This is a genomic window from Microbacterium sp. Soil_N32 (genome assembly GCF_057655505.1).
The window spans coordinates 180593-194467 of record NZ_JBDGME010000019.1 but is presented as its reverse complement, the minus strand read 5'-3'; the positions used below and the strand labels follow the sequence as shown (position 1 = coordinate 194467).

At 71.1% G+C, this 13875-nt stretch carries 12 protein-coding genes and 1 tRNA gene; 4 read left to right on the top strand and 9 right to left on the bottom strand.

The window, feature by feature from the left end:
- Positions 1 to 5 precede the first annotated feature (5 nt).
- The 4 genes from AC3A3J_RS08995 to AC3A3J_RS08980 all read right to left on the bottom strand — a co-directional run bounded on the left by AC3A3J_RS08995 (position 6) and on the right by AC3A3J_RS08980 (position 7341).
- A complete protein-coding gene (locus AC3A3J_RS08995) occupies positions 6 to 2450 on the bottom strand; it encodes a ComEC/Rec2 family competence protein (RefSeq protein ID WP_487671955.1) in 2445 nt (814 codons plus the stop codon).
- Complete coding sequence (locus AC3A3J_RS08990) at positions 2447 to 3154, bottom strand: ComEA family DNA-binding protein (protein ID WP_487671954.1); 708 nt, start codon at positions 3152 to 3154, stop codon at positions 2447 to 2449. The genes AC3A3J_RS08995 and AC3A3J_RS08990 overlap by 4 nt, the downstream gene beginning before the upstream one ends.
- Before the next feature lie 166 nt (positions 3155 to 3320).
- Entirely contained in the window at positions 3321 to 5906 is a 2586-nt protein-coding gene (gene leuS / locus AC3A3J_RS08985; protein WP_487671953.1) for a leucine--tRNA ligase, read from the bottom strand.
- A gap of 25 nt (positions 5907 to 5931) precedes the next feature.
- Positions 5932 to 7341, bottom strand: coding sequence for an anthranilate synthase component I family protein (locus AC3A3J_RS08980; protein ID WP_487671952.1), 1410 nt, complete (start codon positions 7339 to 7341; stop codon positions 5932 to 5934).
- Between the two features lie 42 nt (positions 7342 to 7383).
- On the opposite strand from AC3A3J_RS08980, the gene AC3A3J_RS08975 reads away from it, so the two are divergent.
- From AC3A3J_RS08975 to AC3A3J_RS08965, 3 genes are read left to right on the top strand one after another with little or no spacing between them, the layout of a single operon-like run.
- Positions 7384 to 8055 carry a DedA family protein gene (locus AC3A3J_RS08975; RefSeq protein ID WP_487671951.1) on the top strand — a complete coding sequence of 224 codons (672 nt, stop codon included), beginning with the start codon at positions 7384 to 7386 and terminating at the stop codon, positions 8053 to 8055.
- A gap of 4 nt (positions 8056 to 8059) precedes the next feature.
- Positions 8060 to 9085, top strand: coding sequence for an App1 family protein phosphatidate phosphatase (locus tag AC3A3J_RS08970; protein WP_487671950.1), 1026 nt, complete (start codon positions 8060 to 8062; stop codon positions 9083 to 9085).
- A 1-nt stretch (position 9086) separates the two neighbouring features.
- Positions 9087 to 9953 carry a 3-methyladenine DNA glycosylase gene (locus tag AC3A3J_RS08965; protein WP_487671949.1) on the top strand — a complete coding sequence of 289 codons (867 nt, stop codon included), beginning with the start codon at positions 9087 to 9089 and terminating at the stop codon, positions 9951 to 9953.
- Positions 9954 to 9992: 39 nt separating this feature from the next.
- Here the strand turns inward: AC3A3J_RS08965 and AC3A3J_RS08960 are convergent, their stop codons facing one another.
- The 4 genes from AC3A3J_RS08960 to AC3A3J_RS08945 are packed head-to-tail and all read right to left on the bottom strand — an operon-like array spanning position 9993 to position 13041.
- Positions 9993 to 10649: an SDR family oxidoreductase gene (locus tag AC3A3J_RS08960; RefSeq protein WP_487671948.1), complete on the bottom strand. Its 657-nt coding sequence runs from the start codon at positions 10647 to 10649 to the stop codon at positions 9993 to 9995.
- Positions 10650 to 10659: 10 nt separating this feature from the next.
- Positions 10660 to 11187, bottom strand: coding sequence for a hypothetical protein (locus tag AC3A3J_RS08955; RefSeq protein WP_487671947.1), 528 nt, complete (start codon positions 11185 to 11187; stop codon positions 10660 to 10662).
- Positions 11184 to 11975 (bottom strand): hypothetical protein, encoded by a 792-nt coding sequence (locus AC3A3J_RS08950; RefSeq protein ID WP_487671946.1) that lies wholly within the window; start codon positions 11973 to 11975, stop codon positions 11184 to 11186. Before AC3A3J_RS08950 ends, AC3A3J_RS08955 begins: the two co-directional genes overlap by 4 nt.
- Positions 11976 to 11979: 4 nt before the next feature.
- The gene (locus AC3A3J_RS08945; protein ID WP_487671945.1) at positions 11980 to 13041 is read right to left on the bottom strand and encodes an NAD(P)-binding domain-containing protein; all 1062 of its coding nucleotides are present in this window, start codon (positions 13039 to 13041) and stop codon (positions 11980 to 11982) included.
- A 129-nt stretch (positions 13042 to 13170) separates the two neighbouring features.
- On the opposite strand from AC3A3J_RS08945, the gene AC3A3J_RS08940 reads away from it, so the two are divergent.
- Positions 13171 to 13243: transfer RNA gene (locus tag AC3A3J_RS08940), tRNA-Ala, on the top strand.
- A gap of 142 nt (positions 13244 to 13385) precedes the next feature.
- Here the strand turns inward: AC3A3J_RS08940 and AC3A3J_RS08935 are convergent.
- Entirely contained in the window at positions 13386 to 13802 is a 417-nt protein-coding gene (locus AC3A3J_RS08935) for a hypothetical protein (RefSeq protein WP_487671944.1), read from the bottom strand.
- Positions 13803 to 13875: the final 73 nt, after the last annotated feature.

The window sequence follows — 13875 nt, the reverse complement described above, 5'->3', positions numbered from 1 at the left end:
CCAGCCTACTGGGGGTGGCCGACATCCGACTCGGCGCGGATCGTGATCGCCTTCCCGTCGAGACCGAGCAGGATGCGCCCCTGACGGTCGGTGCGCACGACGTGCGCGCCCACGGCGGTGAGCAGGTCGAGCGTCTCTCGGCGCGGGTGACCGTAGTCGTTGTCGATTCCGCAGCTGACCAGGCCGATGGTCGGCCGTAGCGCCTCGTACAGCCCCGGGTCCTGATCGGCGCTGCCGTGGTGCGCGACCTTCACGACGGCGAACGGACCGGACGGGCGCGCGGCACGCACGAGCATTCGCTGCGCTTCGGCGCCCAGATCGCCGAGGAAGATCGACCGGGGCACGCCGCCGTGCTCGAACTGCATCACCACGCTCGCGTCGTTGCCCGCCGGGAAGACGCGCGACTCCCGCTGCGGCCAGAGCACGCTCCACTGCGCCTCCCCCAGTTCGCCGCGGAGACCCGCCACCCCCGCGACCAGGTCGGCACCCCCGCGTCGCAGCGTTTCGAGCATCCGCTCGTCGGCCTCCTCGCCCGGCGGCCCGTGCACGACCCGCGAGACGCGCCCCTGTACGGCCGCGACCCCTCCGACGTGATCGAGATCGAAATGCGTGAGCACCAGCAGATCGACGTGATCGACCGCGAGCTCTTTGAGGCACTTCGCGAGCGACTCGGGGTCGGGTCCTGTGTCGACGAGGGCGATACGACCGCCTGAGCGCACGAGCACCGCATCGCCCTGTCCGACATCGCAGGCGGCGATCGACCAGCCGTCCGGCGCCACCATCGGAGCCAGCGGGCCGCTGAGCGCGAGGTGCGCCCCGCCCAGCGACGTCGCGACGATCAGCACGACCACGGAGAGGGGGTGCACGAGTCGCACCGCACCCGGGACGACTCGTGCTCGCCACCCGGACGAGCCGCCCGCCGCGCCCTCTCTCCTGGCGCGATACCGCTCGCCGGGCCCGCGCTTCGGTCCGCAGATCACCACGCCGAGCGCCGCAGCGAGCACCGCGACGAGCAACGCGCTCACGGGGCCAGGGACGAGCACCAGTTGCCCGACCGGGAGGTCCGCCGCGACCTCGGCGGTCCTCGCGACCCAGGCGGCGGGCAGCCAGGCGCACGCCGCCAACGCATCCGCAAGACCGGGCAGGGCGCCCGTCAGACAGGCGAGCAGCCCGATCACCGTGGCGATCGGCGCGGCGGGCGCCGCCACGAGGTTCGTCGCGACCCCCGCGAGCGACTGCTGCTCGGCGAACAGCGCAACGATCGGCCCGCACACCAGCTGCGCCGAGAGCGGCACCGATATGACGACGGCGAGGGAGCGTGGCATCCAGCGGCCCAGGCCGACGGCGAGAACCGGGGCGAGCAGGATCAGCGCTCCGGACGCCGCGACGGAGAGGGCGAACCCCGGCGTCGCGGCGAGCCAGGGATCGACGATGAGAATGGCGGTCGCGCTGAGCGCGAGGATTCCCGCGCCGGCGCTCGGACGACCGAGGAGGAGGGAGAGCATGGCGGCACCCGCCATCACCGCGGCGCGGATGACACTCGGCTCGGGCGTGACCAGCACCACGAAGGCGCCGAGCGCCACTGCCGCCGCCCCCACCCGCGCACGGCGCCCGCCTCCGCAGAATGCGACGCCCCAGAAGACCGCACCGACAACCAGCGCGCAGTTCGCTCCCGAGACCGCGGTGAGGTGGCTCAACCCCGTCGCGCGCATGTCCGCCCCCAGGGCATCCGACACCGCTCGCGTGTCGCCCACCGCGAGTCCCGGCAGCAGACCGGCCCCGGGGTCGGGCAGTGCGGTCGCCCTGTTCAGGAACTGCGCGCGCATCGACGCCGCGACCCCGAACACTCCAGCGGCCGGACGCACCACCTCGACCTCGGTGGCGAAGAGCACGAGCACGGCGCTCTCGCCCGCGGTCGTCGCACGCGCCTGCCCGCGCACGCGGATCATCGCCCCGAGGTCGGTTCCGTCCGTCGGCTCGATGCCCACCCGGATCGGGACTGCGGTCGAGACGCGGCTCTCGCCGCTCCCGATCGAGACCGTGCGCGCATCGAACCACCACCGACCGTCGGCCCCGCGCGACGCCGACGAGGTCACCTCCGCCACGACCTCGATCACACGCCCGTCGTCGTCCGCTGCGACGTCGCGCGCCGGCGCGGCGAGGGCGGCGGTGAGCGCCACGGCCGCGCACGCCGCGAGAAGCACGTGCACGACTCCCCCAGCCGCACCGCCTCGAATCCCCGCGGGAATCGACCGCGACTCGGCGGCACCCACCTCGACCACCGCGGGAACTGATCGCGAGCGGACGAGTCCCACCGCCAGCCACGCGACGGCCGCGATGATGCACCCGATGACGATCGGCCACGCAGAGCCCGGTAGCGAGATGCTCACGAGCGCCGAGCCCCACGCGGCGCCGGCGAGGGGCAGCAACCGCAGATCGCGCGCCTTCACACGCGCACGCCGTCGCGGATGCCCTCGAGCAGTTTCTCGCCGATGCCGGGGACGGCCAGCAGATCGTCGACCGAGCGGAACCTGCCGTTCTCCTCCCGCCACGCGACGATGCGCTCGGCGAGGGCGGGTCCGATCCGCGGCAGGGTCTCGAGCGCCGCCTGGTCGGCGGTGTTCAGATCGATCACACCGTCGGACGTCGCGTCGCCCGTGCCCCCGCCGCCCGGTCCCGCGCTCCCCGACGGCGCGACCGGCGGCGTCGCACCGATCACGGGCACGACGATCTGCTCGCCGTCGGTGACGACGCGCGCGAGATTGACTCCCGCGAGATCAGCCTGATCGGTGGAGCCGCCCGCCGCAGCCACCGCATCGACGACACGGGCGTCGAGGGCGAGCACGTAGAGGCCGGGCCGCTCGACAGCGCCGAGCACGTGCACGTAGAGCTCTCCCCCGGGCGCCCCCTCTGGCTCGCCCGTCGGCGGATGAGCAGGCGAAGACGTTCCGACGGCGACGGTGTCGACGGGTGCCGCCTGACCGCGCAGGATGCCCAGGCCGACGGCCCCGGAGAGGACGACCAACGCGAGGATCACCCCGGCTCCGACGCTGAGCCGCCGACGTCGGGAGAAGGGCGTGGCGGGGCCGGGCGCGTACGCGTCGGGAATGACGGATGGCTCCGGCGAGGAGGTCGACGAGTCGGGCTGCGGCATCCGACCACGCTAGGCAGCCCGCTACACGGCACCGCTCGTCTGAGCCGGGCGATGTGCGCAAGCCCGACACCGAACGCTCTGTGCAGGATGCACGCGGCGCACCTCGCGGCACGGAGGAACGACGAACCCCGGCCCCGCAGGGGGGCCGGGGTTCGTCGTCGGACTCTCAGCCCTTGACGACCAGGCTGACGATCTTCGGAGCCCGGACGATGACCTTGACGATCTCCTTGTCGCCGACCGCGCGGAGGACCCGCTCGTCGGAGCGCGCGAGGGCTTCCAGCTCGGCCTCGCCGATCCGCGCCGGCACGTCGAGCTGCGCGCGCACCTTGCCGTTGATCTGCACGACGGCAGTGACCGCGTCCTCCACGAGCAGCGCCGGGTCCGCCGACCGCCACGTCACGAGACCGACGGACGGCTCGTGGCCGAGGGCCTCCCACATCTCCTCTGCGGTGTGCGGGGCGACGAGGTCGAGCATCACGGCGACGGTCTCGGCGGCCTCGCGCACGGCGGGATCCGCCGCTCCCGCTCCGCTGTCGATCGTCTTGCGGATCGTGTTGACCAGCTCCATCAACCGGGCGACGAGCACGTTGAACTTCGTCTGCTCGACGAGCGACGGCGCCTCGGCGAGGAGCTTGTGGGTGGCGCGGCGAAGGGCGGCGTCTCCCCCGTCGAACACCACGTCGACCGGGCTCGACACCTCGCGGGCGATGCGCAGCGCGCGGGCCAGGAACTTCTGGGCGCCGGTCGTCGACACGTCGGCCCAGTCCTTGTCGTCTTCGACCGGGCCCGCGAAGGCGAGACCCACCCGCAGCGCGTCGGCGCCGTGCGCCTGCAGTTCCTGCTCGAACAGGACCAGGTTGCCCTTGCTCTTCGACATCTTCGCGCCGTTGAGGATGACCATTCCCTGGTTGATCAGGTTGGAGAACGGCTCGGTGAAGTCGATGAGCCCCATGTCGAACAGCACCTTGGTGATGAACCGCGCGTACAGCAGGTGCAGGATGGCGTGCTCGACGCCGCCGATGTACGAGTCGACGGGCGCCCAACGCGATGCCTGCGTCGGGTCGAACGCCATCGTGTCGCTGTTCGGCGACAGGAAGCGCAGGAAGTACCACGAGCTGTCGACGAAGGTGTCCATCGTGTCGGGGTCGCGCAGCACCGGGTCGCCCGTCTCGGGGTCGACGGTGCGCACCCAGCCCTCGGCTCCACCGAGCGGCGAGGTGCCCTTCGGCGACAGGTCGAGGCCCTCGACGCTGGGGAGCCGAACGGGGAGCTGCTCCTCGGGGACCGGCACGATGCGGCCGTCGTCGGTGTGCAGCATCGGGATCGGCGTGCCCCAGAAGCGCTGACGAGAGATGAGCCAGTCGCGCAGGCGGTAGTTCTTCGCCGCACGCCCGGTGCCGGATGCCTCGAGTCGTTCGATCGCCCGGGCGATCGCGTTGCGCTTGGAGAGTCCGTTGAGTTCGCCGGAGTTGATTATGCGTCCCTCGCCGGTGAGCGCGATGCCCGTCGTGGCGGGGTGCTGCTCGTCGAGGGCGGCGGCGGTGTCGATGGGCACGCCCTCGTCGTCGACCTCGATCACCGGCATCGCTCCCGTGACCGGGGCACTGGTGTCGACGACGACCTTCACCGGGAGGTCGAACGCCCGGGCGAAGTCGAGGTCGCGCTGGTCGTGCGCGGGAACCGCCATGACCGCGCCGTGACCGTAGTCGGCCAGCACGTAGTCGGCCGCCCAGATCGGCAGCTTCTCACCGTTGACCGGGTTGATCGCGTACTTCTCGAGGAAGATGCCGGTCTTGGGGCGGTCGGTGGCCTGGCGGGAGATGTCGGTCTCCTTCTGCACCTGCTCCAGGTACGTCCGGAAGCGCTCCTGCACCTCGGCCGGGGCATCCGCCACCAGCTCCGCCGCGAGGTCGGAGTCGGGGGCCACGACGAAGAACGTCGCGCCGTGCAGCGTGTCGGGGCGCGTCGAGAACACGGTGACCGGTTCGTCCCGGCCCTCGATGCGGAAGTCGACGTCGGCGCCCACGGAGCGACCGATCCAGTTGCGCTGCATCTGCAGCACCTTGTGCGGCCAAAAGCCCTCGAGCTGGTTCAGGTCGTCGAGCAGACGATCGGCGTATTCCGTGATGCGGAAGTACCACTGGGTCAGCTTCTTCTTGACGACCTCGTGTCCGCAGCGCTCGCAGCGACCGTCGACGACCTGCTCGTTGGCGAGCACAGTCTGGTCGTTCGGGCACCAGTTCACGGCGCTCTTCTTGCGGTAGGCAAGGCCGCGCTCGTGCAGCTTCAGGAACAGCCACTGGTTCCAGCGGTAGTACTCGGGGTCGGACGTGTGCAGCACCCGCGACCAGTCGAACGAGACGCCGTACTTCTGGAAGGCCGTCTTCTGCTGGGCGATGTTCTGGTAGGTCCACTCGCGCGGGTCGGCGCCGCGGCGGATCGCGGCGTTCTCGGCCGGCAGCCCGAACGAGTCCCACCCGATGGGGTTGAGCACGTTGTGCCCGCGGTGCCGCCAGAAGCGCGCCACGATGTCGGAGTACAGGTAGTTCTCGGCGTGCCCCATGTGCAGGTCGCCGGAGGGGTACGGGAACATCGCGAGCACGTAGCGACGGGGACGCGTGTCGTCGTCGCCGCCGGTGAGGAACGTCTCGTTCTCCGCCCAGTACTCCTGCCACTTGGCCTGGATGGCGTGCGCCGACGACGTCTCGTCCTCGGCAGGAGCGGTGGACAGGTTCTCAGACAACGAACGCACGACCAATCTGAAAGGAAAATCGGGATCAGTTCAGGATATCCGAAGCCCAGCCCGCGGGGAGGACGGCGCCGAGGGCGGCGAGCGGGCCGCGCGCCTTGACCCCGACCTCGTCGACCTCGGCGCGGGCATCCGATCCCCAGGTGATGCCGCCGCCGGCGCCGACCATCGCCGTGCCGTCGGGCTCGACCAGGATGCTGCGGATCACCATCGCGAGGTCGAGGTCGCCGTCGTCTCCGACGTACCCGAAGCACCCGGCGTAGACCCCGCGCGGGCCGCCTTCGAGCGCGTGCAGCCGCGTCATCGCCGACAGCTTGGGAGCACCCGTCATGGAGCCTGCGGGGAAGGTCGCGGCGAGCAGATCGCCGAGTGTCGCGCCGGGGGCGGCCGCGCCGCTCACGCTGCTGACGAGCTGGTGCACCGCCGGGTAGCTCTCCACGGCCCACAGCCGGTCGACGCGGATGCTGCCCGCGACGCTCACGCGCGAGAGGTCGTTGCGCATGAGATCGACGATCATGACGTTCTCGGCGCGCTCCTTGGGGCTGGCCGCGAGCTCGGCCGCCAGAGCCGCATCCTCCGCGGGCGTCGCGCCGCGCGGTCGGGTGCCCTTGATCGGGCGGGTGCGGATGACGCCGCCCTCGACGCGCAGGAACTGCTCGGGACTCGCGCTGAGCAGAGCGCGCCCGCCGATGCGCACGAATCCGCCGTGGTGCGCGGGGGTGGCGGCCCGCAGGCGCAGGTACGCCCCGGCCGCATCGCGGATGCCCGGCACGGTGAAACGCGTCGTCAGGCACAGCTGATATGCGATCCCGGCGCGGATGAGCGCCCGGCACTGCTCGATCAGGTCGGCGTACGCATCGGGCTCGTGCCGCCCCTGTGCGACGAGCGGGGACGCGTTGGCGGGAGCGACCGCGCGCGGAGAGGCGCCGGCCTCCGCCGTCGACCCCGCGGCCGGAGCATCCGCGATCCGGACACGCGCGACCCGGGCATCCGCCGCCTGCACCTGTGCGGCCCAGTCCGCGAGGTCGTCGCGGGCTGCGCAGAGCCAGACGCGCTGCCGTGAGTGGTCGTAGGCCGCGATGCGCCGCGCGCGCAGCCACGATCGCGGCTCGCCGGGCGCGGCCACCGGCGCGCCGGCCGCCGCCGCGCCCGACTCGTAGTCGAGCCATCCGACCCAGCCCCCGCGGAACGGCGGCAGGTCGTGGCCGTGCTCCGCGTCCTCGTCGTCCTCGACGTCCTCGACGGGGGCGGCGGCGCTGAGCGGGAGCGACGCAGGCAGCGCGTCGATGTCTCCGACCCCGACGAAGCTCCAGCCGTCGCGCGACTCCGGTCCGGCGTCGAGCCAGAACAGCTCGGACGCCTGCGCCTCGAGCGCGCGGAACAGGACGATGGGGTCGTGCCAGTCGTCCAGCAGGCGGACGCGCAGACGGTCGGGCACGTTTCCCAGCCTACGACCCGCGCTGCGGCGTATTGTCGAGCTGTGGACGACGTGTTGACCTGGCTGTTCGAGTTCATCCGGTCGATCGATCCCGTCACCCGCACCCTGGTGGCCGGCCTCGCCGTGATGCTCGAGACGAGCGTTCTCATCGGTCTGATCGTGCCGGGCGACACCGTGGTCATCATGGCCTCGATCGGCGTGCAGGGCCCGGTGCAGGCCACCCTGATGGTGATCGCCGTCGTCGTCGGCGCGCTCATCGGAGAGAGCATCGGCTTCGCGCTCGGCCGGTGGCTGGGTCCACGCATCCGCACCTCGTGGCTCGGACGCCGCATCGGCGAGAAGAACTGGCTCCGCGCCGAGCGGTACCTGCAACGGCGCGGCGGCATCGCCATCTTCCTGTCGCGATTCCTCCCCGTGCTGCACTCTCTCGTGCCGCTCACCGTCGGCATGAGCCACTACTCCTACCGGCGGTTCCTCGCGTGGACGGCCCCGGCCTGCGTCATCTGGTCGGTGGCGTACGTGAGCGTGACCTCGCTCGCCGCCCTCACGTTCGACGAGATGGTCGACCGGGTGCACTACGCAGGATACGTCTTCGTCGGCATCATCGTGCTGTTCCTCGTGCTCGTGTTCATCGGCAAGAAGGTGCTCGAGCGCTCCGAAGCTCGTCATCTCGACGCTCGGGAGGCGGAGCCCGGGACCGACGTGAAAGACTGAGGCAATGGCCTCCGCACCCTCGGCCCCGCGCATCCACTGGTTCGCCAGACTCGAGCACCGCTTCCACGTCTGGCGCGAGGGGCGTGCGCGCAAACGCGGCCGCACCGCCGTCGTCGTGCCGTTCCCCGGCTACGGCGGCCCCGGATGGGTGCGCGTCGTCGGACGCGTGCTGATCGTCCCGCCCCAGCGCAAGGGCAAGGACGGCGAGCTCGCCAGCATCCGCGGCTGGCGCAGCTTCGTGGGCATCCCGGTGAGCTTCGCCAAGGTGCGGGTGCAGCTCGGCGACACGGTGCACGAGGTCGTCGCCGACCGCGGCGGCGTCGTCGACGCGGTGCTGCACGCCGACCTCGAGCCGGGATGGCAGACCTTCCGCATCTCGACCGAGGATCAGGAGCCGGTCGACGGCACGGCGTTCGTCGTCGCCGAGTCGACCACGTTCGGCGTGCTCTCCGATGTCGACGACACGGTCATGGTGACCGCCCTCCCCCGGCCGTTCATCGCCTTCTGGAACTCGTTCGTGCTCGACGAGCACGCGCGCATCCCGGTGCCCGGCATGGGGGTGCTGCTCGACCAGCTGCTGCGGCAGCATCCGGGTGCTCCGATGATCTATCTGTCGACCGGCGCCTGGAACATCGCGCCCACCCTGCGCCGTTTCCTCGGCCGCCATCTCTTCCCCGCGGGCTCCATGCTCCTGACCGACTGGGGGCCCACGCACGACCGCTGGTTCCGCAGCGGTCGTGATCACAAGCTCACGAATCTGCGCCGCCTCGCCACCGAGTTCCCGCACGTGAAGTGGTTGCTGATCGGCGACGACGGGCAGCACGACGAGGCGATCTACACGCAGTTCCTCGATGAGCATCCCGAGGCGGTCGCGGGCGTGGCGATCCGCCGCCTGCTCCCCGCCGAAGCAGTGCTGGCCGGTGGCCGCGCCGGCGAGCAGCCCCACTCCGACACGCTCGTGCCGTGGGTGAGCGCCGAGGACGGCGCCGGGCTCCGCGACCTGCTCGGCGAGGTCGGCATCCTCGACTGACATGTTCCTCACGCGCGACGACTGGACGGCGCGCGCGGACGCGCATCGCGACCGCGCCGACGCCCTCACCGCCGATCACCGCGCACGGGCGGCGACGGGCGAAAAGCATCCGGTGTGGGACTTCCTCTTCACTTACTACTCGTACAAACCCGCGCAGCTGCGGCGATGGCATCCGGGCGCCGGTGTCGAGCTGACCGACGCGCGGGAGCGCGCCGACTGGCGTTGGTACGCCGCCGGACGCGAGCCGGGATCGGTCGTGCCGGATGCCGCGGCCTTCGCACGGCAGAAGCCGGCACTCGCACGACTCGTCGAGATCATGCTGCGCCGCACGGCGTCACGCCCCGGCCAGTTCGGATGCTTCGGGCTGCACGAGTGGGCGATGGTGTACCGGGCCGACGAGCACCGCCACCCGGTTCCGCTCCGCCTCGGGCGGGACGGCACGGATGCCGTGGTCGAGACGCACGAGCTGCGCTGCACGCACTTCGACGCCTTCCGCTTCTTCACCCCCGAGGCCGTTCCCCTCAACCGCGCGCCTCTGACCCGCGACGATCAGCCGCTGATCGAGCAGCCCGGCTGTCTGCACGCCGGCATGGACGTGTACAAGTGGGCGACGAAGCTCGGCCCCCTCGTGCCCGGCGAGCTGCTGCTCGACGCGTTCGAGCTCGCCCGCGACATCCGACTGCTCGACATGCAGGCAGCGCCGTACGACCTCGCTGCGTGGGGCGTCGAGCCCGTGCGCATCGAGACGCCGGAGGGCAAGGGCGAGTATGTGCGGCGGCAGCGCGCGTTCGCCGACCGCGGGGCGGCGCTGCGCCGTCGGCTGCTCGACGCCTGGCTCGGCGGGGATTCCGCCACAGTCGCCGCGTGAGAGGGGTGCCGACCGCGATCCGCGGTCGGCACCCCGCACTCAACTCTGCAGCGCCTCAGCGATGGGAAGCGAGTCGCCGGCCGTGCCGTTGCCGAAACGGATCGTGCGCCCGATCGTCGACGGCTCGCCGAGAGCGGCGGCGATGACGGCGGCGACGTCCGCGCGCGAGACCTCGCCCCGGTCCTCGGGGTCGAGCCGGATGCGGCCCGTCGGCTCGTCGAGCGTGAGACCACCGGGGGCGAGGATCGTGCCGTCGAGCTCGGTGCCGCGCAGGTGCTCGTCTGCTGCCCACTTGGCATCGGCGTAGGCGAAGAAGGGGTCGTCCTGGGGCACGCCGTGGTCGGCCTTCGATCCGAGCCACGAGACCATCACGTACCGCTGCACGTCCGCGGACTGCGCCGCGTCCATCGAACGGATCGCGGCGTCGCGGTCGACCGCGTAGGTGCGCTGGGCGTCTCCGCCGCCCGCACCGGCCGACCAGACGACCGCGTCGTGTCCGCGCACGAGGTCGGCGATCTCCTCCGTCCCGAGCTTCTCGATGTCGGCGACCACGGCGCGGGCGCCGGTCTTCTCGACGTCGGCGACGTGATCGGGGTTGCGGACGACCGAGGTCACCTCGTCGCCACGGGAGACCAGGAGGGGCGCGAGGAGCAGGGCGACGCGGCCGTGCCCTCCGAGGACGATGATGCGGGACATGCGGTTCTCCTTACTCCGGCAGCTGGGAGCTGTCGATCACGAAGGCCTGCGGATGGCCGGGGAGGTAGCGCACCACGACCGGTTGCCCGGTCGGCAGGTACGCGTCGCGATCAGGGTAGACCGCGGGGCTGAAGAAGTCGTTGGGGAGCGTGTACTCGGTGCCGTCCGCGACCGAGAACGTCACCCAGTCGCCGTCGACCGTGCCTGTGGTCGGCCGGCCGTTGTCGTGGATGTACGCGCGCGTCATCGGGACGCCGGTCAGGCTGAGGATGCCCACGACGAGCGAGACGAGCATCACGGCGGCCGCGACGCGGGCCACGACGACGCGGATGCCGACGAGCACGGCCCCCCGCGCACGGTCGCCGTCGGGCAGCAGACCCTCGCGCTCGCGCACCCGACGCAGCGCCTCTCCGGGCACCGCGGCCTTCGACGAGAGCGCCAGGAGGCCGAACAGCGAGAAGGCGGCGATGAACACGACCGCGTAGGCATGCGAGGCGACGAAGTTCGCGATCCACATGACGGTGTCGAGAGGATTCATCGCACGGCCTCCTTCTCGATGGTGACGGCAACGGTGGCGGGGTCCTCCCGCCGGTAGTACGCCCAGATCGGCGATCCGACCTGCAGCCGCCCGACGGCTTCGGGGAAGGCGAAGACGGTCGTATCGGCCTCCCACGTCGATGCGCCCTCCGGCGCCACGAGCACTCGCAGCTCGAGCTCGACCTGCCCTTCGCGCCGACGCCCGGTGGGCCGCACGGCGAGCACGGATGCCGGCGCCTGGAGGCCGGTGGTCCGCGCCCGCACCAGAGCGGGGTCGATCAGGCCGCGGTCGATCCGCCACTGCAGCATCGCCTCACGCACCGCGGGGTCCTCGAGATCGGCGAGCTCGACGGCGTCCGGGTCGCCCGGGCGGTAGCGCACCGGGAGCGCGAGTCCCTCGCGCAGATTGCCGAGTTCGGTCGGCGGCACGAGCATCCGCACCTGCCCGATGAAGTCGTCGCCCTCTTTCGGCGCCACCCGGATGAACAGGTCGTATTGCGGGACGTCGTTGATCGAAGTGCCCGTCGGCGCGGTCTCGACGATGCGGCCGACACCGATCTCGGGCGATCCGGCGCCGAAGCGCCGCCGACGCGGTCCGCTCCGCGCTCCTCCGAAGGTCAGCAGGATGCCCCAGGCGACGCCGATCATGATCGTCGCGCCGGGCGAGTCGCCGCCTGCGAACGGGAGGATCGAGTCGCGCTGGTCGATGCCGAACAGCCCCTCTCCCACCCAGATCCCCAACCACGCGGTCAGGAGCAGCCAGACGATCAGCAGGATGACGCGGAGCATTACTTCAGCGTATCGAGGGAACCGCGGCCAACGCGTCGCGCACGCCCTTCGCCGCCGAGCGGCCGGCGCGATTCGCACCGATCGTGCTCGCCGAGGGACCGTATCCGACGAGCTGGATGCGCCGATCGGCCACGGCGGTCGTTCCCCGTCCGTTGCGGTCGAGCCGGATGCCTCCCTCGGGGCTGCGCAAATGGAGCGGTGCGAGGTGCGCGATGGCCGGCCGGAATCCGGTCGCCCAGAGGATCACGTCGACCCGTTCGAACGCACCGTCCGCCCACCGCACGCCGTCGGGCTCGATGCGCGCGAACATGGGCAGACGCGCCGCATAGACCCCCCGGCGCTCCGCCTCGCGCTCCTGCTCCCGCAGCATCAGACCCGTCACGCTTACGACGCTCTCGGGCGGGAGTCCGCGCGCCACGCGCTGTTCGACGAGCGCGACGGCGGCCGCCCCGGCCTCGGGGGTGAAGTCGTCGGTGCGCCAGACCGGTTCGCGCCGCGTGGCCCAGAGCACGTCGGTGACGGGCGCGAGCGCGCCGAGGAACTGCACCGCCGACGCGCCACCGCCGACCACGAGCACGCGTCGTCCACGGAAGTGCTCTGGGCCGGGGTAGTCGACGGTGTGCAGCTGCTCGCCGAGGAACGTCTCCATGCCGGGGTAGTGCGGCAGGAACGGATGCGTCCAGGTGCCCGTCGCGTTGACGAGCGTGCGCGCCCGCCACTCGCGCTCTCCCGCGCGCACCCGCAGCACGCCGTCGACGTCGTCGACGCGGTCGACCGTCACCGGGCGGACGATCGGGAGGCCGTGCTTCTGCTCGTAGGCCGCGAAGGACGCGGGTACGACGAGGTTCGCGCGGCGCCCATCGCGCGCGGGAGCCGCGTCGTCGGGCAATTCGGCCACGCCGTGCACGTCGCGCATCGTCAGTGCATCCCATCGATGCTGCCACGCGCCGCCCGGTGCTTCGTCGGCGTCGAGCACGAGATGGTCGATACCGAGCCGCTGCAGGTGGTACGACGCCGACAGGCCGGCCTGGCCCGCGCCGATCACGATGCTGTCGAGGATGCTCACGCTGAAGACAACGCCGGCGGCGAATCGGTTGTTCCGCACGACGCGCCCGGGATGCGGCCGCGGATTGGTGCTCGCGTCGCCCGGTGTAGTACGCTTTTCGAGTTGCCCCGAGTGATCGGGAGCGATTCTGGGCCTGTGGCGCAGCTGGTAGCGCACCTGCATGGCATGCAGGGGGTCAGGGGTTCGAGTCCCCTCAGGTCCACAACAAAACCCGCGAGAGATCGCGGGTTTTCTTGTTCTCCGGGCGGTATCACCGCGTACAGCGGTACAACCCAACCCGAACTTCACCGCTCTGATCTTGCCCGCAGCCCGGGGGCGGCCCCACAGGTTGATCCGACGCCTGCTCAGTCTTTGTAGCCGGAAATGACGAGGAGTTGACGCTGAAGCTCCGCCGCATCCGCGGAGGTGTGCCATTGGCCAACTACCTCGTCCGCCTCCATCACACTGACGGCAACTCCAGGGATTCCCCAGTTCATGATGACGTATTCCGTGCCGGGCTCGGATGTACGCTCCTTCACAAGGCTGACGCCCACATCGTCGATCTCCATCGACGTGCCATTCGGGAGCAGTACCGTCGACTCCACCAGATCGCAGCCAGGCTCCCCCAACGCTGAGAGTTTTTCGGCGTCGAGGATTGTCGGCGGGCACTGTTCCAACTCCTCGGAGCCCGGTGGAATGTGCACCGAGTTGTCCGTCGTCGCACATGCGCTGAGCATCCCGAGAGAGATCAGCAGTGCCGTCGCGAGCAGCATGCGTGCCACTCCGACTCCTCGCCTCGAGATGTGATCGATCATCGTGGCTCAGCTTAGAACCGGGATGCTGCGTGCTGCGCAT

Coding starts and splice junctions, on each gene's coding strand:
- AC3A3J_RS08960 (WP_487671948.1), bottom strand. CDS start 10,649: ATGTCCCGCATCATCGTCCTCGGAGGGCACGGCCGCGTCGCCCTGCTC.
- AC3A3J_RS08950 (WP_487671946.1), bottom strand. CDS start 11,975: ATGCTCCGCGTCATCCTGCTGATCGTCTGGCTGCTCCTGACCGCGTGG.
- AC3A3J_RS08965 (WP_487671949.1), top strand. CDS start 9,087: ATGTTCCTCACGCGCGACGACTGGACGGCGCGCGCGGACGCGCATCGC.
- AC3A3J_RS08955 (WP_487671947.1), bottom strand. CDS start 11,187: ATGAATCCTCTCGACACCGTCATGTGGATCGCGAACTTCGTCGCCTCG.
- AC3A3J_RS08970 (WP_487671950.1), top strand. CDS start 8,060: ATGGCCTCCGCACCCTCGGCCCCGCGCATCCACTGGTTCGCCAGACTC.
- AC3A3J_RS08990 (WP_487671954.1), bottom strand. CDS start 3,154: ATGCCGCAGCCCGACTCGTCGACCTCCTCGCCGGAGCCATCCGTCATT.